This window comes from Actinoallomurus acaciae, assembly GCF_042429965.1.
Classification (GTDB): Bacteria; Actinomycetota; Actinomycetes; order Streptosporangiales; family Streptosporangiaceae; genus Actinoallomurus; species Actinoallomurus acaciae.
The window spans coordinates 1-22,207 of the sequence record NZ_JBHLZP010000086.1; the positions used below are offsets into that span (position 1 = coordinate 1).

General features: G+C 69.7%; 22 protein-coding genes. 6 read left to right on the forward strand and 16 right to left on the reverse strand.

All coding sequences use genetic code 11. The annotated features are described in order from the left end of the window. Positions 1–618: aminotransferase class I/II-fold pyridoxal phosphate-dependent enzyme (locus tag ACFFNX_RS14290; RefSeq protein WP_378200848.1), on the reverse strand; the 618-nt coding region annotated here is incomplete at its 3' end. Between the two features lie 39 nt (positions 619–657). On the opposite strand from ACFFNX_RS14290, the gene ACFFNX_RS14295 reads away from it, so the two are divergent. Further along, positions 658–2,139: a GAF domain-containing sensor histidine kinase gene (locus tag ACFFNX_RS14295; RefSeq protein ID WP_378200851.1), complete on the forward strand. Its 1,482-nt coding sequence runs from the start codon at positions 658–660 to the stop codon at positions 2,137–2,139. A 282-nt stretch (positions 2,140–2,421) separates the two neighbouring features. On the opposite strand, the gene ACFFNX_RS14300 is transcribed toward ACFFNX_RS14295, so the two are convergent. Both ACFFNX_RS14300 and ACFFNX_RS14305 read right to left on the reverse strand, forming a co-directional pair. Next, positions 2,422–2,676, reverse strand: a complete 255-nt coding sequence (locus tag ACFFNX_RS14300; protein WP_378200854.1) for a WhiB family transcriptional regulator — start codon at positions 2,674–2,676, stop codon at positions 2,422–2,424. Positions 2,677–2,928: 252 nt separating this feature from the next. Further along, a complete protein-coding gene (locus ACFFNX_RS14305; RefSeq protein WP_378200857.1) occupies positions 2,929–3,855 on the reverse strand; it encodes a diacylglycerol/lipid kinase family protein in 927 nt (308 codons plus the stop codon). A gap of 86 nt (positions 3,856–3,941) precedes the next feature. Between ACFFNX_RS14305 and ACFFNX_RS14310 the strand changes: the two genes are divergently transcribed. Next, on the forward strand, positions 3,942–4,319 hold the full coding sequence (locus tag ACFFNX_RS14310) for a hypothetical protein (protein ID WP_378200860.1): 378 nt from the start codon (positions 3,942–3,944) through the stop codon (positions 4,317–4,319). A 43-nt stretch (positions 4,320–4,362) separates the two neighbouring features. On the opposite strand, the gene ACFFNX_RS14315 is transcribed toward ACFFNX_RS14310, so the two are convergent. The 3 genes from ACFFNX_RS14315 to sodN form a co-directional block, all read right to left on the reverse strand. Continuing rightward, positions 4,363–5,160 (reverse strand): RNA polymerase sigma factor SigF, encoded by a 798-nt coding sequence (locus ACFFNX_RS14315; RefSeq protein WP_378200862.1) that lies wholly within the window; start codon positions 5,158–5,160, stop codon positions 4,363–4,365. A gap of 142 nt (positions 5,161–5,302) precedes the next feature. Continuing rightward, entirely contained in the window at positions 5,303–5,722 is a 420-nt protein-coding gene (locus ACFFNX_RS14320; RefSeq protein ID WP_285618314.1) for an ATP-binding protein, read from the reverse strand. Positions 5,723–6,024: 302 nt separating this feature from the next. Beyond that, positions 6,025–6,426, reverse strand: coding sequence for a superoxide dismutase, Ni (gene sodN / locus ACFFNX_RS14325; protein WP_378200865.1), 402 nt, complete (start codon positions 6,424–6,426; stop codon positions 6,025–6,027). 89 nt (positions 6,427–6,515) lie between these two features. Between sodN and sodX the strand changes: the two genes are divergently transcribed. Beyond that, positions 6,516–6,827: a nickel-type superoxide dismutase maturation protease gene (gene sodX / locus ACFFNX_RS14330; protein ID WP_378200868.1), complete on the forward strand. Its 312-nt coding sequence runs from the start codon at positions 6,516–6,518 to the stop codon at positions 6,825–6,827. Here the strand turns inward: sodX and ACFFNX_RS14335 are convergent. From ACFFNX_RS14335 to ACFFNX_RS14355, 5 genes are all read right to left on the reverse strand, one after another. Continuing rightward, positions 6,788–7,345 (reverse strand): CGNR zinc finger domain-containing protein, encoded by a 558-nt coding sequence (locus tag ACFFNX_RS14335; protein WP_378200871.1) that lies wholly within the window; start codon positions 7,343–7,345, stop codon positions 6,788–6,790. The genes sodX and ACFFNX_RS14335 overlap by 40 nt on opposite strands. Before the next feature lie 841 nt (positions 7,346–8,186). Further along, positions 8,187–8,981, reverse strand: coding sequence for an amino acid ABC transporter ATP-binding protein (locus tag ACFFNX_RS14340; protein ID WP_378200874.1), 795 nt, complete (start codon positions 8,979–8,981; stop codon positions 8,187–8,189). Beyond that, positions 8,978–9,928 carry an amino acid ABC transporter permease gene (locus ACFFNX_RS14345; RefSeq protein ID WP_378200877.1) on the reverse strand — a complete coding sequence of 317 codons (951 nt, stop codon included), beginning with the start codon at positions 9,926–9,928 and terminating at the stop codon, positions 8,978–8,980. Before ACFFNX_RS14345 ends, ACFFNX_RS14340 begins: the two co-directional genes overlap by 4 nt. A gap of 73 nt (positions 9,929–10,001) precedes the next feature. Beyond that, positions 10,002–10,901 (reverse strand): ABC transporter substrate-binding protein, encoded by a 900-nt coding sequence (locus tag ACFFNX_RS14350; RefSeq protein ID WP_378200880.1) that lies wholly within the window; start codon positions 10,899–10,901, stop codon positions 10,002–10,004. A 116-nt stretch (positions 10,902–11,017) separates the two neighbouring features. Beyond that, positions 11,018–11,935: an ABC transporter substrate-binding protein gene (locus ACFFNX_RS14355; protein ID WP_378200932.1), complete on the reverse strand. Its 918-nt coding sequence runs from the start codon at positions 11,933–11,935 to the stop codon at positions 11,018–11,020. Positions 11,936–12,310: 375 nt separating this feature from the next. Between ACFFNX_RS14355 and ACFFNX_RS14360 the strand changes: the two genes are divergently transcribed. Continuing rightward, positions 12,311–13,417, forward strand: a complete 1,107-nt coding sequence (locus tag ACFFNX_RS14360) for an NAD(P)-dependent malic enzyme (protein WP_378200883.1) — start codon at positions 12,311–12,313, stop codon at positions 13,415–13,417. A gap of 117 nt (positions 13,418–13,534) precedes the next feature. Then, complete coding sequence (locus tag ACFFNX_RS14365; protein WP_378200886.1) at positions 13,535–14,503, forward strand: zinc-binding dehydrogenase; 969 nt, start codon at positions 13,535–13,537, stop codon at positions 14,501–14,503. 59 nt (positions 14,504–14,562) lie between these two features. On the opposite strand, the gene ACFFNX_RS14370 is transcribed toward ACFFNX_RS14365, so the two are convergent. The 5 genes from ACFFNX_RS14370 to ACFFNX_RS14390 form a co-directional block, all read right to left on the reverse strand. Further along, positions 14,563–15,321, reverse strand: coding sequence for a PadR family transcriptional regulator (locus ACFFNX_RS14370; RefSeq protein ID WP_378200889.1), 759 nt, complete (start codon positions 15,319–15,321; stop codon positions 14,563–14,565). After that, the gene (locus ACFFNX_RS14375) at positions 15,318–16,145 is read right to left on the reverse strand and encodes a DUF4097 family beta strand repeat-containing protein (RefSeq protein WP_378200892.1); all 828 of its coding nucleotides are present in this window, start codon (positions 16,143–16,145) and stop codon (positions 15,318–15,320) included. Before ACFFNX_RS14375 ends, ACFFNX_RS14370 begins: the two co-directional genes overlap by 4 nt. Positions 16,146–16,259: 114 nt before the next feature. Beyond that, on the reverse strand, positions 16,260–16,439 hold the full coding sequence (locus tag ACFFNX_RS14380) for a DUF6104 family protein (protein WP_285570241.1): 180 nt from the start codon (positions 16,437–16,439) through the stop codon (positions 16,260–16,262). A gap of 149 nt (positions 16,440–16,588) precedes the next feature. Further along, the gene (locus ACFFNX_RS14385; RefSeq protein ID WP_378200897.1) at positions 16,589–20,284 is read right to left on the reverse strand and encodes a multifunctional oxoglutarate decarboxylase/oxoglutarate dehydrogenase thiamine pyrophosphate-binding subunit/dihydrolipoyllysine-residue succinyltransferase subunit; all 3,696 of its coding nucleotides are present in this window, start codon (positions 20,282–20,284) and stop codon (positions 16,589–16,591) included. A gap of 297 nt (positions 20,285–20,581) precedes the next feature. Further along, on the reverse strand, positions 20,582–21,148 hold the full coding sequence (locus ACFFNX_RS14390) for a hypothetical protein (protein ID WP_378200900.1): 567 nt from the start codon (positions 21,146–21,148) through the stop codon (positions 20,582–20,584). Positions 21,149–21,243: 95 nt separating this feature from the next. Here ACFFNX_RS14390 and ACFFNX_RS14395 point away from each other — a divergent pair, with 95 nt between their 5' ends. Continuing rightward, entirely contained in the window at positions 21,244–22,179 is a 936-nt protein-coding gene (locus ACFFNX_RS14395; RefSeq protein ID WP_378200903.1) for a GlxA family transcriptional regulator, read from the forward strand. The last annotated feature ends 28 nt before the right edge of the window (positions 22,180–22,207 follow it).

Here is a 22,207-nt window from a genome sequence, read left to right on the forward strand (position 1 = left end):
CGCGCCGCGCCCGCCCGGGCCGACCACGCCGAGCGCGTGCGCCTCGTCGATCAGCAGCAGCGCGCCGTGGTGACGGACGACCGTGTGCAGCTCGCGGAGCGGGGCGAGGTCGCCGTCCACGGAGAAGACCGCGTCGGTCACCACCACGGCGTCGCGTGCCCCGTCGAGGGCGGCGTCCACGGCGGCGACGTCGCCGTGCGGGGTGACCACGACCGGGCAGCGGGCGAGGCGGCACCCGTCGATCAGCGAGGCGTGGTTGCCCCGGTCGGAGACGATCAGACCCGGCCGCAGCGCGGTGACCGCGGCGAGGTTGGCGAGGTAGCCGGAGGAGAACACGAGCGCGGACGGCGTCCCCGCGAAACCGGCCAGCCGCTCTTCGAGCGCCGTGTGCAGCTCGGTGGTGCCGGTCACCAGTCGTGAACCGGTCGATCCGGTGCCCCAGGTGCGGACGGCCTCGATCGCGCCCTCGGCCAGCCGCGGGTCGCGGGACAGCCCGAGATAGTCGTTGGACGCCAGGTCGAGCAGGGTCTGGGCGGGCGTGCGGGGGCGCAGCGTACGGCGCAGCCCGGCGCCCGTACGCTGCCGCGTCGCGGCCGTCAGCCGCTCGAGAGGATCCACCCGCCGAATCATGCCAGGACCACCTGCGATGATGCAGACGTGCCCACGTTGAGCGACTTGATCAAAAAGCACACCGACCTCGGCGCCGACGACATGGAGTGGATCCACTCGCTGGTGTCGGACTGGCAGTTGCTCGCCGACCTGTCCTTCGCCGACCTCGTCCTCTGGGTGCCGCTGACGGCCGAACGCGGCGAGGACGGCAGCTGGGTGGCGGTGGCCCAGATCCGCCCGACGACCGGTCCGACGGCCTACCCCGAGGACCTCGTCGGCATGGTGACCGGCCGCGGCGAACGCACGCTGGTCGACATCGCCTACCGCGAGGGCCGTATCTGCCGGGAGGGCGACCCGGAGTGGGGGAGCGGCATCCCCGTACGCGAGGAGTCCATTCCGGTACGTCGGGGGGAGCGGATCCTCGGTGTCATCCAGCGCAGCACGAACCTCAGCTCCGCCCGTACGCCGAGCCGTCTCGAGCTGACCTATCTGCAGAGCGCCAGCGACCTGGCCAAGATGATCAACGACGGGCGGTTCCCGTTCCCCGAGCAGGAGCCCAACCTCGCCCGCTCGCCGCGGGTGGGCGACGGGCTGCTGCGCATCGACCGTCAGGGGCGGGTCCTGTACGCCAGCCCGAACGCCCAGTCGGCGTACCGGCGGCTGGGGCTGGCCACCGACCTGGCCGGCACGCACCTGGCGGACACGACCGCCCGCCTGGGCACCGCGCCGGTCGACGACTCCCTCGCCCTGGTGGCCGGGGGCCGCGCGGCCCGGGAGACCGAGGTCGAGGCGAACGGCGCGATCGTCCAGCTCCGGGCCATTCCGCTGATCGTCGACGGCCACCGTACGGGCGCGCTCGTGCTGCTGCGCGACGTCACCGAGCTGCGGTGGCGCGACCGGGAGCTGATGACCAAGGACGCGACGATCCGCGAGATCCACCACCGGGTGAAGAACAACCTGCAGACGGTCGCCGCGCTGCTGCGCCTGCAGGCCCGGCGGCTCCAGGTGCCGGAGGGCAGGGACGCCCTGGAGGAGGCGGTACGCCGGGTCGGCTCGATCGCGATCGTGCACGAGACGCTCTCGCACACGCCCGAAGAGCTGATCGACTTCGACGACATCGCCGACCGGGTGATGGCGATGGCGGGTGAGGTGTCCTCACCGGAGACCCGGGTACGGCCGAAGCGGGTCGGCGGCTTCGGCGTTCTGCCGGCGGCGATCGCGACACCGCTCGCCATGGTCTTGACCGAGCTCCTGCAGAACGCCCTCGAACACGGGCTGACCGACAACTCGGGCCTGCTGGAGGTCGTGGTGTCCCGCAGCGGCGAGCGCCTGGGCGTGGTGGTGGCCGACAACGGAAAGGGGCTGCCGGAGGGCTTCGACGTGGAGTCGGCGGCGAGCCTGGGGCTGCAGATCGTCCGGACGCTGATCGTGGGAGAGCTCGGCGGGGTCCTGGAGCTGCGCCGCCGGGAGGGAGGCGGCACGGAGGTGTCCCTCGACATCCCGCTCGCGCAGGCGCCGCGAACGGGCTGATGCGTGCGGCGCGACGGGTTCGGGGCGATTTCTGAGGCGTGAGAAGCCGAAGGCGGGGGAAGTTACCTTCGGGGACGGGTTTGGGAGGTCATCGATCGTCATCGGCGGGAAAGTGAACGCCGCGGGCTCATGCGTTCGGTGCGCCGGTCGTGCACACCAGGACGAAACAGAGCAGCGCCCGTGGCCGGACCACGGGCGCTTGGGGCGGCAGGCCGCGAGTCCACGTCGGAGGCGCGGTGCCGGAGGGATCGGCGGCAGGCGGGACGGATCTTCGGGCGAGGCTCAGGCGTGGGCGCGCGCACGGGCGCGGGCACGGCGGCGCTTCAGCGCACGGCGCTCGTCCTCACTCATCGCTCCCCACACGCCGGCGTCCTGGCCGGAGCCCAGGGCCCACTGCAGGCACGACTCGGTGACGGGGCAGCGGCGGCACACCTGCTTGGCTTCTTCGATCTGCACGAGTGCGGGGCCGGTGTTGCCGATCGGGAAGAACAGCTCAGGGTCCTCGTCACGGCAGGCAGCGCGGTGGCGCCAGTCCATGCGGTCCACTCCTTCAATCGAGCGTGAAGCCATGACTCCACTTGTGAACGGTTTCACGATGTAACGAACAACCGGGTGCGGTGGCATGGCCCGGGGAAGTTGTCGTGGCGCTCTCGAGGTGTTGTCCCATGTCTCGCGCCTCTTTAGAGATTCTCAGGGCGTCCGGAGGGGCGCAAGGCCTTTGAGAAAGTTTTCTCAAAGTATGGCTGTCGGATGTGTCACACAATCGAAACACACAACAGGCAGGTCACCTCAGATCACAACACGCACAGCTTTCGGCACAGAGCGGAACGTAACAAACTCTCGCTGCCCCAGATAGTCGCCGTCCACCTGGAACGCGATGGGCCGCCGGGACCGCAGCGTGAACTCGGAGAGATCGTGCAGTCCGAGGATGTGACCGCCCCGGGGGAGCCGGTTGAACGGCGGCACGATCTGTGCCATCACCCCCAGCGTCGACAGCAGGTCGAACCTGCGCAGCGCGAACAGGTCCAGCCCGGTGGCGAAACTCGCCCGCGGGCTCGGGTCGATCGGCCACCGCCCGGCGTACGTCCAGGGCGCGGTGTTGGAGACGATGCCGATGAAGATGTGGCCGAGCGGGGGCTTGGACGGCGCCTCCAGCGTGAGCGCCGGCCGGCGGCGGTCCGTCAGCACGAAGTACTGCCGCAGCGCGGTGCGCGCGTACAGCGTGGAGTAGGCGCGCGACCCCGAGTCGCGCAGCCTCTCGACCGCGTGCACCACCTCGGCGTCCAGCCCCATGCCCGCGCAGAAGGTGAAGTAGCGGGTGCCGGCCTGGCCGAGCCCGACCGTACGGCTGCGGCCGGCGCGCAGCGCCTCCAGCACCTGTCCTGCGGCGTCGAGCGGGTTGTTCTGCATGCCGAGCGCGCGGGCGAACACGTTGGCGCTGCCGGTCGGCACGATCGCGAGCGCGGGCCCGTCCGGGGCGGGGCCGTTGGTGAGCAGGCCGTTGACCGCCTCGTTCACCGTGCCGTCGCCGCCCAGCGCGATCACCACGTCGTACCCTTCGGCGGCCGCCTGCGCGGCGAGCTCGGTGGCGTGACCGCGTCGCTGGGTCTCGGCGAGCTCGAGGCGCACCTCGCCGGCGAACGCGCGCATCAGCACGTCACGGGCTCGCCGGGACGTGGTCGTCGCCTTGGGATTGGCGATGAGAAGTGCACGCACGTGCAAAAGAGTAGCTTCCACCGGCCTTGCGCCGATCGCGCACCCTCGGGGACCGGGCCCCGTTGATCCGGATAGTGTTCTGGGCTGTGTCCACACGTCCCATCACACTGAGTACGGCGGCGGTCATCGAGGCCGTCGAGGGGGCCGCCGTGGCGGCGGTCGGCCTGTACGTCGGCGCCGAGGCGATCGTCGGCAGCCCGAACGATCTGGCCAGCGCGATCGTCCTGGCCGTCATGGCGATCGCCGCCGGTGTCGGCATCGTCGCGGTCGGCCGTGGGCTGTGGCAGGTGCGCCGCTGGGGACGTGCGCCGGCCCTGCTGACCCAGATCTTCGCGGTGATCGCGGCGGTCTCGATGATCAAGAGCAGCCGGCAGATCATCGGCGTCGTCCTCATCGTGGTGGCCCTCGCCGCGGCGGCGGCGCTGCTGAGCCCGCCCACCACGCGGGCCCTCGACCAGGACTGAAGAAAAACCGCCCGGGAACCCTCGGCTCCCGGGCGGCCTTCTCTCAGTCGTCGGCGGTGAGGCCGTCCCGCAGTTGGGCGAGGGTGCGGGCCAGGAGCCGGGACACGTGCATCTGGGAGATGCCCAGCTCGGCCGCGATCTGCGACTGCGTCATGTTGCCGAAGAACCGCAGCAACAGGATGCGCTTCTCGCGCGCGGGCAGCTTTTCCAGCAGCGGTTTGAGCGACTCGCGGTATTCGACGCCCTCAAGGGCGTCGTCGACGATGCCGAGCGAGTCGGCGACCGCCGGCGCGTCCTCGTCGCCGGAGTCGGGGGCGTCCAGGGAGACCGTGGAGTAGGCGTTGGCCGACTCCAGCCCCTCCAGCACCTCCTCCTCGCTCATCTGCAGGTGCTGGGCCAGCTCGCTGACGGTCGGCGCGCGGCCCTCGCGCTGGGCGAGGTCGCTGATCGCCTTGGTCAGCGACAGCTTGAGCTCCTGGAGCCGCCGGGGGACGCGGACCGCCCATCCCTTGTCGCGGAAGTGACGCTTGATCTCACCGACGATCGTCGGCGTCGCGTACGTGGAGAACTCCACCCCGCGTTCGAGGTCGAAGCGGTCGATGGACTTGATCAGGCCGATCGTCGCCACCTGGATCAGGTCGTCGAGCCACTCGCCGCGGTTGCGGAACCGGCGCGCGAGGTACTCCACGAGCGGGAGGTGCAGCTCGACCAGCTCGTCGCGGATGCGCTGGCGTTCCGGGTCGCCCTCGGGAAGTGTGGTGAGGCGTTCGAACAGCATGCGTGCCCGGGCGCGGTCCGGCACGCTGTGCTCGTTGCCCGCCACGGTCGTCTTCTCGGTCATGAGGCCTCCTCCGTCGGCCCCACGACCAAGGTGCTGTGCCTCTTGACTCCTTCGCTTCGCTCGGTCATGTGAGCACCTCGCCTCGCGGCTCGGGACTCATGCGACGGGCCGGCCGGGCGGTGCTGTGCCGCTTGGACTCTGGTCACGTCGTCTGCCCGCGCCGTTTCTGCAGGACGATCGTCACCCGGTCGTCGGCGCCGACCTCGGCGTCGACGTCGCCGGCGAGTGAGCTCAGGACCGTCCACGCGAAGGTGTCACGACTCGGCTGCCGGCCGTCGACGGTGAGCACCGACACCCCGATGCTCATCGCATCGTCGGTCAGCTCGAACTCACACGTCAGGTCGGTGCCGGGAACCGCCTGGGCGAGGAGCATCGCGCACGCCTCGTCGATCGCTATGCGCAGATCCTCGATCTCGTCAAGGTTGAAGTCGAGACGCGCCGCCAGCCCGGCCGTCGCTGTGCGCAGCACGGACAAATAGGCGCTGTCAGCCGGCAGCCGCACGGTCACCACATCGCGGACGTCAGAAAGACTGGCCGGCATGGCTGCGGTTTCCTCGGTCACGTCACTCCCTAGTTGGGGCTTCCCGCTTCCTTGAAACTACCGCTTGCGCGCACCTACTCGCGCGTCCGGCGCGCCTGCATATCCCCAAGGGATCTTTCCACTGCAAGTCGCGGGTCCGCCGGCGGGTCGCTGGAGTCGTGCCCATATGCGCGAAATCGCGGGCTGACCGGCGGAATCGTGCGGTTACCAAGCTTGAAACGGACACGGCGAGGACCGTGCCCGCGGATGACCCGCGGGCGGCCCTCGCCGTCGCGACCGCAAAGATCGCTTGGGAGCCCCGTTCTGCTACGAATCGGGAGTTCTCAGGCGTTCTTGGTCTCCCAGAAGATCTTGCTGATCTCGTCGATCTTCGCGAGGAGCTCGTCGGCCTTCGCCGTGTCGACGCCGCCCTTGGTGCCGGTGGCGCCGGCGAGCTTGGTGGCCTCGTTGAACAGCTGGTGGAGCTGCGGGTACTTCTCAAAGTGCGGAGGCTTGAAGTAGTCGGTCCACAGGACCCAGAGGTGGTGCTTGACCAGCTCGGAGCGCTGCTCCTTGATGATCAGCGCGCGGGCGCGGAAGACCGGGTCCTCGTTGGACTCGTACTTCTCGATGATCGCCTTGACCGACTCGGCCTCGATCCGGGCCTGGGCCGGGTCGTAGATGCCGCAGGGCAGGTCACAGTGTGCGGACACCGTGGCCTTGGGGCGCAGAAATCGTGCAAGCACCTGCGTGTCCTTCCGTTGTCTCTCGTAGAGCGTGCTGCGAATACAAGACACTACTCCTGGCCCCCTACCCCTGAGCGGAGAGGTTCATCATGCGAGCGGTCGAAGTGACGGGCGAATCGATGCTGCCCGCGCTGCGTCCCGGAGACTGGCTGCTCGTACGCCCTGGCGCACGGATCGTCCCCGGCAGCGTCGTGGTGGCGCGTCACCCCCGCCGGGATCTGCTGATCGTCAAGCGGGCCGTACGGCGCGAGGCGGGCGGCTGGTGGCTCGAGAGCGACAACCAGCGCGCGGCGGGCCGCCAGGACAGCTGGGACTTCGGCGCGGTGCCCGACGGACTGATCGTCGGGCGCGTCGTGCTGCGCTACTGGCCGAGACCGTCGTTGCGGCTCGGCCCGCCCTGAGCGACCGCGCGCACGCCGGGCTCGGCCCGTCCGGCACAGTGGTCGGAGCAGTAGCGGCGGGACCGGTTCGACGACGTGTCGATGAAGACGTTGCGGCACGGCGCCGCGTGGCAGATCGCGAGCCGGTCGAGCCCCTCGGCGGAGACGTAGACCGCCAGCCCCATGGCCGCCCCGGCGGCGTACCGGTCGGGCACCGAACCGCCCTCGGTGATGTGCAGGTGCCAACGCTGCCCGTCGTGGGCGGAGATCTGGGGGTGCACCGGATGCTGGAGCAGCAGGGAGTTGATGCCCTCCGCGGCCCCGTCCTCATCGCCCTCGGTCACCGACTCGAAGATCGAACGAAGGTCCGCCCGCAGTTGCACCATCGCCTCGAGATCCGACCTGCCGATCCGCCCGGACAGGTGCGGACCGGCCGTGAGCAGTTCCCGGAGCGCGTCGAGATCCCCCAGGCGGTCGCCTTCGGGCGTCCGGGTGTTCACCAGCCGGACCGCCAGCTCGGCGTACGACGCGAGATCCACGGGCCGCTCCTACCACGAGGCAGAGGCTGTGGTGCTGTCCGGCTATTACACTCCACGCCGCTCGTGAGAGGAAGCCCGACTTGCCGGGTAACGGCGTATTTGCCCCTTGATATTGCCGCGTCTTTCGCGTGCCTCAACCGACACCGCCCGCCTGCGATACGCGCCCGCCCGTCGCTGCACCCCGCCAGGCCTCACGCCCGTTACCTGACCAGCGCCAAAGCCGGCCACGTCCTCATCGAACGCAAGCATCGCCGCCCGTACGCCAGGCCGACCACCATGGCCTGGCCGAACGCTGCGCATCACACCAGAACCGGCATCGATCACGGCCGTCTGGAACAACGCATCGTCGAAGTCCTGCCCTTGAGGACCTCGACTTCCAGGTACATCTTCCAGATCACCCGCCGCCGAACCGGCCACACCACCGGCACCTGCCACACCCCGGACCGCCTACGGCATCACCAGCCTGACCTCCGGCGCCTACCTGCGCGGCCACCGGCAGCCGAAATCAGACTGCCCCGGATCCACGACGTGATCTACAGCGAGGACACCTGTCCCACCTGCACCGCACCCCGCGCTACGGCAATCTTGCGCGACCTCACCATCAGCGCCGTACATCAAACAGGCCACACCACCACTGCCGTGAGACCCCCGCCCCCCCGCAATCACCACTCGACCAGCAACACCCGACCCGAGCGGGCTCCGCCCGATGGACCCCGCCCGATGGACCCCGCCCGATGGACCCCGCCCGACCCGGGGGGCCGACCCCAATCCCATTGTCCAGCGGGCGTCTCGGCGAGGGGAGGGGTGGCGGCGGGTTGTGGATAACTCCGCCGCCACCCTCTCAGAGGACCTTGGACAGGAAGTCCTGCGTGCGCTGGTGCTGGGGGTCGCTCAGTACATCGCGTGGGCGGCCCTGTTCGACGATCGCGCCGGCGTCCATGAACACGAGAGAGTCGCCGACCTCGCGGGCGAAGCCCATCTCGTGTGTCACCACGACCATCGTCATGCCGTCCACGGCGAGTTGCCGCATCACGTCGAGCACGTCCCCGACCAGTTCGGGGTCGAGTGCGCTCGTCGGCTCGTCGAACAGCATGAGCTTCGGCTCCATGGCCAGCGCCCGCGCGATCGCGACCCGCTGCTGCTGCCCGCCGGACAGCTGTGACGGGTAGCTGGCGACCTTGTCCGACAGGCCGACGCGGTCGAGCAGGCTCATCGCGCGTTCGCGGACGGTGGCCTTCGGCTCGCCCCTGACCTGGATCGGCGCCTCCATGATGTTCTCCAGCGCGGTCATGTGCGGGAACAGGTTGAAGCGCTGGAACACCATGCCGATGTCCCGTCGTTGCGCCGCGACCTCCTTCTCGCGCATCTCGTGCAGTTTCTCGCCGCGCTGGCGATAGCCCACGAGGTCGCCGTCCACCCAGAGCCGGCCCGAGTCGATCTTCTCCAGGTGGTTGATGCAGCGCAGGAAGGTCGACTTGCCCGAGCCCGAGGGGCCGATGACGCACATGACCTCCCCGGACTCGACCTCCAGGTCGATGCCGCGCAGCACGTGGAGCCGGCCGAAGAACTTGTGGACGCCCTCCGCCCGGACCATCGGCCCGGCGCCGGAACCGACGCTGTCCTGCGGTTCGCTCATGAGGTCCCCCTCTCCGGCACCCGCGGCGGTGTGACGTGGAACGTCGTGAGGTTGCGCCGTAGCCGCTGGAGCGGGGTCGGGGGCAGCTCGCGGGAGGAGCCCCGGCCGAAGTACCGCTCCAGGTAGTACTGGCCGACCGACAGCACCGAGGTGACGATGATGTACCAGACGCTCACCACGATCAGCAGGGGGATGGTCCGGTAGTTGGCGTTGAAGATGTCCTCGCCGGCCTTCAGCAACTCGGTGAAGGCCACCGTGGACGCCAGCGACGTGGTCTTCAGCATCGAGATCGTCTCGTTGCCGGTCGGCGGGATGATCACCCGCATCGCCTGCGGCAGCACGATCCGCCGCATGACCTTCAGGCGTCGCATGCCGAGGGCATGTGCGGCCTCGGTCTGGCCCTCGTCCACGGACAGGATGCCGGCCCGGACGATCTCCGACATGTACGCCGCCTCGTTCAGGCCGAGGCCCAGGATCGCCGCGACGAACGTGGTGACCAGGCTGTTGACGTCCCAGGTGATGAACATCGGGCCGAACGGGATGCCGATCGAGATGTCGCCGAACAGGGCCTTGATGTTGAACCAGAAGATCAGCTGCACCAGCACCGGCGTGCCGCGGAAGAACCAGATGTACAGCCACGCCGCCGAGGACAGCATCGGGTTGGCCGACAGGCGCATCAGCGCGAGGATCACGCCGCCGACGATGCCGATCGCCATCGCGATCACGGTCAGCTCGAGCGTCGCCACCAGGCCCTTGAGGATGCTGCCGTCGGAGAAGTACTTCCCGAACGTCGACCAGTCCAGGTTCGGGTTGGTGAACAGCATGTGGACGAGCATCGCGGCGAGCACCAGGATGATCGCCGCGCTGACCCATCTGCCCGGGTGCCGGACCGGCACGGCCTTGATCGTCTCAGGCCGCACCGGTTCCGTCGTGTCGATGTCGGTCACGGGGCCTCCCTCATCGGCGCCGTGACCGGAGTGCCGTTTATTGGTTCCCTCGCTTCGCTCGGTCACGGCGTCCTCAGCCGGCGGCGCCGTTGACCTTGGGGTCGGTGATACCACCGTCGGAGATGCCCCACTTGTCGGTCAGCTGCTTGTAGGTGCCGTCGGTGATCAGGTCCTTGACCGCCTTTTGGATCGCGTCCCGCAGCTCGTTCTCGTTCTTGGGGATCGCGATGCCGTACGGCGCGGTGTCGTAGGCCTTGCCCGCGATGACGAACTTGCCGTTCGACTCCTTGGCCGCGTACGAGGCGACGGGGGAGTCGGCCAGTACGGCGTCGGCGCGGCCGTTGCCGAGCGCCAGGTTGGCGGCGTTCTGGTCGTCGAGGGAGACCTTCACCGGGGCCGGCTTGCCGCCCTGCTTGCACTTGTCCACGCGGGCGCCGGCGTCGGGCTTGGCGCTCGACTTGGGCGTCAGCTCGTCCTCCTGCGTGGTGCCCTTCTCCACCGCGATCTTCTTGCCGCACAGCGACAGGTCGTCGGGGGAGAGCTTCAGCGGGTTGCCCGCCTTCACCATCAGGCCGGTGCCCGCGGAGAAGTAGGTCACGAAGTCGAAGCTCTGCTCACGCTGCTTGTTGTCGGTGAAGGACGACAGGCTGATGTCGTACTTCTTGCTCTGCAGCGCCGGAAGGATGTTGTCGAACTTGACGTCCTGGAACTCCGCCTGGACGCCGAGCTTCTTGGCGATCGCGCTGCCCAGGTCGATGTCGAAGCCGACGACCTGCCCGTTCTGCTTGAACTCGTTGGGCGCGTACGACGCGTCCGTGGCGATGACGAGCTTGCCGTTCTTCTTGATCGTGTCGAGCGCGCTCTTCTTGCCCGGCGTGGTGGTCTTGGCGTTACACGCGGACAGCGCGAGGGCGCCCGCGATGACTGTGATGCCCAACGCGATGCCGCGGCGGCGCAGAGGACCGGTGTGCACGGCGTCCCTCCATGTGTGGTCGGGGGATGTCCCGAAGGATTGCAAGAACAATGGGGGACATCTTGGCGCAACACCGCCTCAAGTGGGATTACTGCCTTGAAACAATCACGCAACGTCTACTCGGCGGCGTTGATCCGCGTATCGGGCACCGCACCCGTGGACAGGCCCCACTGCGCGGTGAGCCGCCGGTAGGTGCCGTCGGACATCAGCGTCTTCATCGCCTTGAAGATCGCGTCGCGCAGGTCGCTCGCGCGCTTGGGGATCGCGATGCCGTACAGGGCGGTCGCGTACGGGGAGCCGGCGCACTCGATGCGGCCGCCCGACTCCTTCGCCCCGTAGATCGCCGCCGGTGAGTCGGTGAGCGAGGCGTCGGCCTCACCCTTCGCGAGGGCCTCGTTGGCGGCCTCCTGGTCGTCGTAGGCCAGGCGGATCGGGGCCGGCCGGCCGGCGCTGCGGCAGGCGTCGGTCCGGATCCCGGCACCGGGCCGGGTCACGTCCTTGCGGGAGATCTCCTCTTCCTGCGTGGTGCCCTTCTCCACCGCGATCTTCTTGCCGCACAGCGACAGGCCGTCGGGCCGCAGCCGCCGCGGGTTGCCCTTCGGGACCATGAGCATCGTGCCCGCCGAGAGGTACGTGACGAAGTCGAACCGGCCCTCGCGCTCACGGGTGTCGGTGAACGAGGAGAGGCCGATGTCGTACTTGCCCTGGTCGAGGGCCCGCAGGATCGTGTCGAACCGTACGTCCTGGAACTCCGCCCTGACGCCGAGCTTGCGGGCGAGGGCGGTGCCGAGATCGACGTCGAACCCGACGATCTGGTCGCCGCGCTTGAACTCGTTCGGGGGGTACAGGGCGTCGGTGGCGATGAGGATCCTTCCTGCCCGCTGGATGCCGCCGAGGGGGCCGGTCGAGGTGTTCCGGCAGGCGGTGATCGCGGGGATTCCGAGCAGGATGATGAAGGCCGCCGCGGCCGCGCGACGGACGATGGGCCGGGGGAACAGAGCGTCCTCCTGGGGACGGAGGGTGTGGGCGTACAGGTAAGTGGCTTAGGTGGCATGTGTGACGGGCACGCTCTAAGCGGGACCAACAATGGCATAAACCCTTTACGGACGGGTCCGAATGCCGCGGCGCGCCGCCGCGTTCGCGGGTGGTACGGTCCCCGGCCTGGGGTCTGCCGGATGGTGTGGTTCAATCGGTGAACGGGTGACCCCCGTACTCCGAGAGACGTCCACGCCGCCCGTTGACCCAGGGATGACAAGGATGTCTGCCCGTATTGTCACGAAATAGCAGGGGTCGCTGTGGCTGCCAAGCCCGATCAATCTAAGCCTGACCAACCCAAGTCTGCTCCATCCGTCGAGCGCGACTACGACGCCGACCCGGCCTTCGCACTGCACCGAGGGGGCAAGCTCGAGGTGCGCTCGACCGTCCCGGTCCGCGACCGGGACGATCTCTCACTCGCCTACACGCCCGGCGTCGCCCGCGTCTGCACGGCGATCGCCGACGATCCCGAACTCGCGCACGACTACACCTGGGTCTCCAAAGTGGTGGCGGTGGTCACCGACGGCACCGCGGTACTCGGGCTGGGCGACATCGGCCCCGCCGCGGCCATGCCCGTGATGGAGGGCAAGTCGCTGCTGTTCAAGGAGTTCGGCGGTCTGGACTCCGTGCCGATCTGCCTCGACTGCACCGACGCCGACGACCTCGTCGAGACGGTGATCCGGCTCGCGCCGAGCTTCGGCGGCATCAACCTCGAGGACATCAGCGCGCCGCGCTGCTTCGAGATCGAGGACCGCCTGCGGGCCGCGCTCGACATCCCGGTCTTCCACGACGACCAGCACGGCACCGCGATCGTGGTGCTCGCCGCGCTGCGCAACGCCTCCCGGCTGACCGGCAAGCCGCTGTCGTCGATGCGCGCGGTCGTGGCCGGGGCCGGCGCCTCGGGCGTCGCCGTCACGCGCATCCTGCTGGAGGCCGGCATCGGCGACATCGCCGTCTCCGACAGCAAGGGGCTCATCTACGACGGACGCGACGGCCTCAACCCGATCAAGCAGAAGCTCGCCGGCGACACCAACCGGGCGCAGCTCAAGGGCTCCACCGAAGACGCCCTGGTCGGCGCCGACGTCTTCCTCGGACTCTCCGGCGGCACCATCCGCGAGGACTGCGTGGAGGCGATGGCCGACGACGCCATCGTGTTCGCCCTGTCCAACCCCGACCCGGAGATCCGTCCGGAGGTCGCCCGCCGCCACGCGCGTGTCGTCGCCACCGGGCGGAGCGACTTCCCGAACCAGATCAACAACGTGCTGGCCTTCCCGGGCGTGTTCCGCGGCGCCCTCGACGTACGGGCCCACTCGATCACCGAGGGCATGAAGCTGGCGGCGGCCACCGCCCTGGCGGACGTGGTCGGCGACGAGCTGGCGGAGGACTTCATCATCCCGAGCCCGTTCGACGAGCGCGTCGCCCCCGCGGTGACCAAGGCGGTCGCCGACCAGGCCCGCGAAGAGGGCGTCGCCCGCATCTAGCCGCGTGACGAAGACGACGGCCCGTACTCCGGCTTGAGGGGGTACGGGCCGTCGTTCTGGGAGAACCGGGTGCCCGGGGGAGCGGCGGCCGACGGCCGGTGAACTACAGTGCGGATCATGTTCGCCGTCACCGCAGCACGCATCGATGCCGACAATCCGCTGAACGGTCTGGAGCTCGGGGAGCGTCCCGAGCCCACGGCGCCCGAGGGCTGGACGACCGTGACCGTCAAGGCCACCGCGCTCAACCACCACGACGTCTGGACGCTCCGCGGCGTCGGGATTCGTGCGGACCGGCTGCCGATCATCCTCGGCTGCGACGCGGCCGGGGTCGACGATGACGGCAACGAGGTGATCGTCCACTCGGTGGTCGGCGATCCCGAGCGCGGTGGGGGAGACGAGACGCTCGACCCGAAGCGGTCGCTGCTGTCGGAGACCTACGACGGGACGTTCGCCGAGAAGGTCGCCGTCCCCCGGCGCAACCTCGTGCCCAAGCCGGCCTCGCTGTCGTTCGAAGAGGCGGCCTGCCTGCCCACCGCATGGCTCACCGCCTACCGCATGCTGTTCGACAAGGCCGGGCTGGAGCCCGGGACGACCGTCCTCGTGCAGGGTGCGGGCGGCGGTGTCGCGACGGCCGCGATCGCGCTGGGCTCGGCGGCCGGATACCGCGTGTGGGCCACGAGCCGCAGCGGCGAGAAGCGTGAGCGGGCACTTCGGCTCGGCGCGGACCAGGCGTTCGAGTCCGGCGCCCGGCTGCCCGAGCGCGTGGACGCGGTCATCGAGACGGTCGGCGAGGCCACGTGGAGCCACTCGCTGAAGTCGCTGCGCCCCGGCGGCCGTATCGTCGTCTCCGGCGCCACCAGCGGCCAGGTGCCACCGGCCGAGCTCAACCGCGTGTTCTTCCTGCAGCTCTCGGTGGTGGGCTCGACCATGGGCACCCGCGACCAGCTCGTACGGCTCGCGCGCTTCCTCGACGTCACCGGCGTACGCCCGAAGATCGACCGCGTGCTGCCGCTGTCCGAGGCCCGCGACGGCTTCGCCGCGATGGCCGAGGGCGACCTCTTCGGAAAGATCGTCTTCACGCCCTGACGGACGCGTGCCGCCCCGGCGCGGGCCCGTACGGGCTCTGCGGAGGCCCCACGGGCTTCTTACCGGCGGTCGGTCACTCCGCCTGCCTGAGGCGGGTCCTGCTGCTCCGGGGGGAAGACCTCGGTGCGGAGGCGCTCGGAGGTCTCGGCGAGCAGGTCGCGGGTCCGGGCGAGCTGGTCATCGCTCACACCGTCGTGTGCGGCGGCGCGGACGTCCTCGACGAACCGGCGAAGCGTGCGCTCCAGCTTGATGCGGGCGGCGTCGTCCGGGGTGCCGGTGGCGGTGGCCCAGGCGTCCTCCCAGGTGTGCCGCCACTCCTCCTTCAACGCGCGTTTGTGGTCCTTCCACTGCTCCTTCTGGCGCTTCCACTCGTCCTTCTGCCGCTGCGTGGTGGTCTTGATGTTCTGCGTCGCGCCGACCGGGCCCTGCTTGCGCATCTCGCGCGCGGCCTGGGTCAGCTCCTCGCGCAGCGAGCGTACGGTGTCGCGGACGTCCTCCTGCACCTCGCGGGCGATGTCGCGGACCGACTCGGTCAGCTCCTCCTCCAGCTCGGCGAGCTCGTCCATGCGCCGCTCGAGTTCGGCGCGGCCCGCGTCGGTCAGCCGGTAGACCTTCTTGCCCTTGACGACCTCGTGGGTGACGAGCCCCTCCTCCTCCAGCCGGGCGAGGCGCGGGTAGATGGTGCCGGGCGAGGGCGAGTAGACGCCGAGGAAGCGATCCTGGAGCAGCCGGATGACCTCATAGCCGTGTCGTGGGCTCTCTTCGAGCAGCTTCAGCAGGTACAGCCTCAGCCGGCCGTGGCCGAACACGGGACTCATCGGTCGTGTGCTCCTTCTCGCTTCAGTGCATCGGGATCGGGGCGGCTCAGCAGAGTGATCGCGCCGGAGACCGAGTTGACGTTGAGAGAGGCCGCCCCGCCGCCGAGCGTACCGGTGATGCTCTTGCCGACAGGGGGCTCCTGCCGGCCGAGGCCGTCGAACCCCGCGTCGATGCGGCCGCTCACGGACAGCAGGGAGACCTTGGCGGAGGTGGCCGCCGGCAGGCGCATGGTGACCTCGCCGGAGACGGTCCTGATCTGCACGCCGGCGCTGTCGTGGAGGTCGACGTCGGTGGTGATCCGCCCGCTCACGGAGTGGGCGCTCAGCCGATCGACCATGCCGCGGGCCAGGGCCAGGTCGCCGGACACGGAGTTGAAGGTCATCGAGCCGTCGACGCCGTGCGCCTCGACCGCGCCGGTCGCGGTATTGGCGTCGATCGAACCGGTCACGCCGTCGAGGGTCACGTCGCCCGAGGCGGTCTTGACCGACACGCGACCCGACATGCCGTTGATGACGGCGTTCGCGGTGACCAGGTTGAGGGTGACCGGGCAGTCCGCGGGGACCGTGATGGTGATCGCGGTACGCCCGCGGGTGTTCTGCAGCCAGCGGAAGACGCCTTCGACTCCGTTGCTCTTCTGGCTGATGGTCAGCATGCCCGCCTCGTGCACGACCTCGAGCGGGTGGCCGGAGACCTCGCTCACATGCAGGGCGGGGCGCTCACTGGTCGGCAGCACGGAGACGGTGCCCGCCACGATGTTCGCCTTGAGGGCGACCACTCCGTCGAAGTCGATTTTCGTCGGCTCGTCGACCGTCCAGCGCGCCATGATTGGGTCTTCCCTTCCGTCGGAACGCTCTGTCAAACAAGATATGTCGCGTTTCCGGAAAGTTCAAGATGTATCGCGTCTGAGGGGATGCATGGCGGGTGCGCCGGACGCCGCTCAGTCGTCGTCTTCGTCGGAGAGCCGCGCCAGCCAGGTCGCGAGGCGCTCGACCGGCGTCTCGAACTCCGGGTTCAGGTCGACGAACTCCCGGAGTCGGTCGGCCATCCATGCGAGCGAGACCTCTTCCTCGCCGCGGCGTTCGGCGAGCTCTTCGATACCTCGGTCGGTGAAGTACATGGGTCCACGTTCGCAATCGTCGGATGGTGGTCTGGACGGCGCCCAACGTAGCAGCCGGTATGCGCCGCGGCCCCGCACCGGTCGGGTGCGGGGCCGCGGCGCATACCGCGCGGGCCCTCACGTACGAGCGAGGGCCCGGTGGCCGTCTCTCAGCGTTCGCCGAACAGGGCGGCGAGCAGGCCCTGCTGCTCGGCCGCGTGCATCTTCGCCGACCCGACGGCGGGCGACGAACTGGCCCGGCGGGACACCCGCTTGAGCTCGCGGCCCTCCAGGTGCGCGGGCAGCTTCAGCGACATGAACGTCCAGGCCCCCATGTTGGCGGGCTCGTCCTGCACCCAGATCAGCTCGGCGTCCGCAGGGTACTTGGCCAGCTCCGCCTTGATCTCATCGACCGGCAGCGGGTAGAGCCGCTCGACCCGGACGATCGCCGTCGTGGTGTCGCCGGCCTTGTCCCGCGCGCCGACCAGGTCGTAGTAGAGCCGGCCGGTGGTGAGCAGGATGCGGCGCACCTGGCCGAGCTCCGCCGTCTCGCCGATCACCGGGCGGAACGAGCCGGAGGTGAACTCCGACGTCGCCGACGTCGCCGCCTTGAGCCGCAGCAGCTGCTTCGGCGTGAACACGATCAGCGGCTTCTCCCGCGGCGACAGCGCCTGCCAGCGCAGCAGGTGGAAGTAGTTGGCGGGCGTGCTCGGCTGCGCCACCGTCATGTTGTCCTGCGCGCACAGCTGGAGGTAGCGCTCGATGCGGGCCGAGGAGTGGTCCGGGCCCTGCCCCTCGTAGCCGTGCGGCAGCAGCAACACGACCGAGGAGCGCTGGCCCCACTTCTGCTCGCCCGAGGAGATGTACTCGTCCAGGATCGACTGGGCGCCGTTGGCGAAGTCGCCGAACTGGGCCTCCCAGCAGACCAGAGCGTCGGGCCGGGTCATCGAGTAGCCGTACTCGAAGCCCATCGCGGCGTACTCGCTGAGCAGCGAGTCGTGCACGTAGAACTTCGAGGTGCCCTGACCGAACTGCTTGAGCGGGGTGTACTCCTCGCCGGTCCTGCGGTCGAACAGCACCGCGTGCCGCTGGCCGAACGTGCCCCGGCGGGTGTCCTGACCGACCACGCGTACGGGCCGCCCGTCGATGAGCAGCGAGCCGAACGCGAACATCTCACCGGTCGCCCAGTCGATCGCGTTGTCCTCGATCATCTGCGCACGCTTTTGCACCAGCGGCTGCACCCGCGGGTGCGGGGTGAAGCCCTCCGGCAGGTTGAGCTGCGTGTCGACGATGCGCTTGACCGTCTCGTCCGAGATGGCCGTGGGCACACCCTGGTGATCGACGGGGATGCGCTCGGTGTCGGGCTTGGTGAAGCTGTCCTGCGGCGGCTGGTTGGTGGCCTCGCGCGTCTCGGAGAAGGCCCGCTCCAGCTGCGACTGGTAGTCGCGGAGCGCCTGCTCGGCCTCCTCGACGCTGATGTCGCCGCGGCCGATCAGCGCCTCGGTGTACAGCTTGCGGACCGAGCGCTTGGCGTCGATCAGGTCGTACATCAGCGGCTGCGTGAACGACGGGTTGTCGGTCTCGTTGTGACCGCGTCGCCGGTAGCAGATCAGGTCGATGACGACGTCCTTGTTGAACGCCTGGCGGTATTCGAACGCCAGCCGGGCGACCCGCGCGCACTGCTCGGGGTCGTCGCCGTTCACGTGGAAGATCGGCGCCTGGATCATGCGCGCCACGTCCGTGGCGTACACGCTCGACCGGGAGTACTCCGGGGCGGTCGTGAAGCCGACCTGGTTGTTCACGACGATGTGCACGGTGCCGCCGGTGCGGTAGCCGCGGAGCTGGGAGAGGTTGAGCGTCTCGGCCACGACGCCCTGGCCGGCGAAGGCCGCGTCGCCGTGGATGAGGATCGGCATCACCGTGAACTCGCCCTCGCCGAGGTCGAGGACGTCCTGCTTGGCGCGGACGACGCCCTCGGCGACCGGGTCGACGGTCTCCAGGTGGCTCGGGTTGGCCACGAGCGAGGTGCGGATCTTCGAGCCGTCGCGGGCCACGAAGTCGCCGTCGGCGCCGAGGTGGTACTTCACGTCGCCGGAGCCCTGCGCGCTGCGCGGGTCGAGGTTGCCCTCGAACTCGCCGAAGATCTGGCCGTAGGACTTGCCGACGATGTTGGCGAGGACGTTGAGCCGGCCGCGGTGGGCCATGCCGATGACGACCTCGTCGAGGTGCTCCTGCGCGGCCGCGGTGATCACCGAGTCGAGCAGCGGGATGAGCGACTCGCCGCCCTCGAGGGAGAAGCGCTTCTGGCCGACGAACTTGGTCTGCAGGAACGTCTCGAACGCCTCGGCGGTGTTGAGCCGCCCGAGGATGTGCTTCTGCTCCTCGCGGTCGGGCTTTTCCGGCGGGATCTCGACGCGCGCCTGGATCCAGGCCCGCTCGTCGGGCTCCTGGATGTGCATGTACTCGATGCCGACCGTGCGGCAGTAGGAGTTGCGCAGCACGCCGAGGATGTCGCGCAGCTTCATCGTCGGCTTGCCGCCGAACCCGCCCGTGGCGAACTCGCGCTCCAGGTCCCACAGGGTGAGGCCGTGCTTGAGGACGTCGAGGTCGGGGTGGCGGCGCTGGGTGTACTCCAGCGGGTCGGTGTCGGCCATGAGGTGGCCGCGCACGCGGTAGGCGTGGATCAGCTCGTGCACCCGGGCGACCTTGGCGACGTCGTCCTCGTGGGTGGCGCTGATGTCCTGGACCCAGCGGACCGGCTCGTACGGGATGCGCAGCGCCTCGAAGAGCTCGTCGTAGAACTCGTCCGCGCCGAGCAGGAGCTGGTGGACGACGCGCAGGAAGTCACCGGACTGGGCGCCCTGGATGATGCGGTGGTCATACGTCGAGGTCAGCGTCATGACCTTGCTGATGCCGAGGCGGGCCAGCGACTCCTCGGACGTGCCGGCGTACTCGGCGGGGTACTCCATCGCGCCCACGCCGATGATCGTGCCCTGGCCGGGCATGAGGCGGGGCACCGAGTGCACCGTGCCGATCGTGCCGGGGTTGGTGAGGCTGATCGTGGTGCCGGCGTAGTCGTCGATCGTCAGCTTGTTGCCCCGCGCCTTGCGCACGACCTCTTCGTACGCCGCCCAGAACTGGCGGAAGTCGAGGGTCTCGGCGTTCTTGATGTTGGGCACCACGAGCTGCCGCTGGCCGTCGTCCTTCTTCAGGTCGATCGCCAGGCCGAAGTTGACGTGCTCGGGGCGGATCAGCGTGGGCTTGCCGTCCACCTCGGCGTAGGAGGCGTTCATCTCCGGCATGGCCTGCAAAGCCTTGACCAGGGCGTACCCGATCAGGTGCGTGAAGGAGACCTTGCCGCCCCGCCCGCGCTTGAGGTGGTTGTTGATGACGATGCGGTTGTCGATCAGCAGCTTGGCGGGCACCGCGCGCACGCTCGTCGCGGTCGGCACGGCCAGGCTGGCCTCCATGTTGGTGACCGTACGGGCGGCGACGCCGCGCAGGCGCACCTCCTCGGCTCCGCCGGGGATCTGGGGCGCGGGGGCGGCCTTCTTGGCCGGCTTCTCGGGCGCCTTCGCGGCCGGCGTCGGCTCGGCCTTCGGGGCGGGAGCGGGCTTGTGCTCCGGTGCGGGAGCCGTGGGGGCGGAGGGAGCCGTGGGAGCGGGTGTCGGAGGAGAGGCGGCCGCGCCGTCGATGGCCTTGGCCGGGCGGTCCGGCTGGTAATCGGCGAAGAAGTTCCACCACGCTCGGTCAACCGAGTTGGGGTCTTCGAGGTACTTCTGATAAAGCTCGTCGACCAGCCACTCGTTGGGACCGAAGTCTGGAGTGGCCTGGTCGGCGGAGGATCGCGACGACTGAGTCGACACGGCGGAGATCGCCCTCTTCCGCGCTCGCAGGTGGATCTGTAATCGAGACAAGGCTACTCGTCCGTGACCGTCCACGATGCATGGCTCGGGGTTCTCACGATGTGGACAGGCCACGTTCATGCACAGCGCTCCCGCCGATAGGGATATTCCGCGCCAATTCGGGCGGCGATAAAGCTTTAGGGCGGACGGTGGGATGGCCGTGTTCTTTTAGGCCGAACGCCGTTCAGCCAACCGGATCGTCCTTTCGCGGCCCCCGGCGGGGAGGTCGCCGCCGCAGCGGCCCGGAGGTGACACAGATCACGCTCCGGTGGTGGACCCGGGCCGGACGATCATCAAGACGGTGACCGCCGCCCACAGGATGTTGAACAGCCCCGTGTACATGGCGAGCCGGGCCGGGCCGGTGGTCGCGCCGGCGAGGAGCGCCTGCTGGCGAGGCAGCACGAGCAGCGCGAGAACGGCGGCCGCGAGCGCCGTGAGGACGATGGAGACGACCACCCACGTGTCGCCCGTGACGTGCATGGCGCCCGCGGTGGCGAGGCCGAACACCGGTACGGCGACGCCCGCGACGGCGTAGACGCGGCAGACGCGGTGCAGGAGCCGCGCGCCGGCCATCGCCGGACCGTCCCGGCCGGGGGCGAGCCCGGCGCCCGCCCGGCGCACCGCGACGGGGAACATGCTGGCCGCCACGGCCACCGGGCCGACGGCGAGGACGGCGGCCAGGACGTGGACGATGAGAAGGATCTTGGTCACGGATGCATGCGCCTTCAGCGTGGGGACGGTGACGATCGCCGCCGCCGGCGGCGCGGGGATGACGCTACGGACCGGTCCCGGGGCCTCGACAGTGGCGTAAGTGACACGTTCCACCGGATTCCTGCCAGGTTCCGGACCGCGGCTGCTGTCGGAGACACCGCTGGTCAGCTGTGGTTGGCGAGAAAGTGGTGGTGGCGTACGTTACGGCCATGCACACGATCGCGGTGCTCGCGCTCGACGGCGTGATCGGGTTCGACCTGACCACGCCCCTGGAGGCCTTCGGCCGTACGCGCCTGCCCGACGGGCGGTCGCCCTATCGCCTGCGGGTCTGCGCGCCCTCGGCGGAGGTCGACGCCGGGGCGTTCACGATCCGCGCGCCCCATGGCCTGGAGGCGCTGGAGGAGGCGGACACGATCATCGTGCCGGGCGTCGCAACCCCGGCCACGCCGCCGCCCGAGGTGATCGCCGCGCTGCGGCGCGCCGCCACGGCCGGCACGCGGATCGCGTCGATCTGCGCCGGTGCCTTCACCCTCGCCGCGGCCGGGCTGCTGGACGGCAGGCGCGCCACCACCCACTGGATGGCCGCCGGGCTCCTGGCCGCGCGGTATCCGGCCGTGGAGGTCGACCCGGACGTGTTGTACGTGCACGACGGTCCGATCCTGACCTCCGCCGGCGCTGCGGCAGGCCTCGACCTGTGCCTGTACATGATCCGGTGCGACCACGGCTCGGCCGTCGCGGCCGACGCGGCCCGGCTGTCGGTGATGGCGCTGGAGCGGGAGGGCGGGCAGGCACAGTTCATCGTGCACGAGCGGCCGCCCACGCCGCGCGGCTCGCTGCTGGAGCCGGTGCTGCGCTGGATGGAGGACAACTCCGGCCGCGACCTGACACTCGACGAGATCGCCGCCCACGCCGGGATGAGCACCCGCACGCTCAACCGACGCTTCCGCGAGCAGACCGGCACGACGCCGCTGCAGTGGCTGCACCGCGCCCGGATCCGGCGGGCGCAGCACCTCCTGGAGACCACGACGCATCCGGTCGACCGCATCGCGGCGCAGGTCGGATTCGGCTCACCGACCGCCTTCCGCGACCGGTTCAAACGCGTGGCCGGCCTCAGCCCGAACGCCTACCGCCGCGCGTTCCAGTGAGGTCGCCTGTCGGGTGAACTGCCTGCCT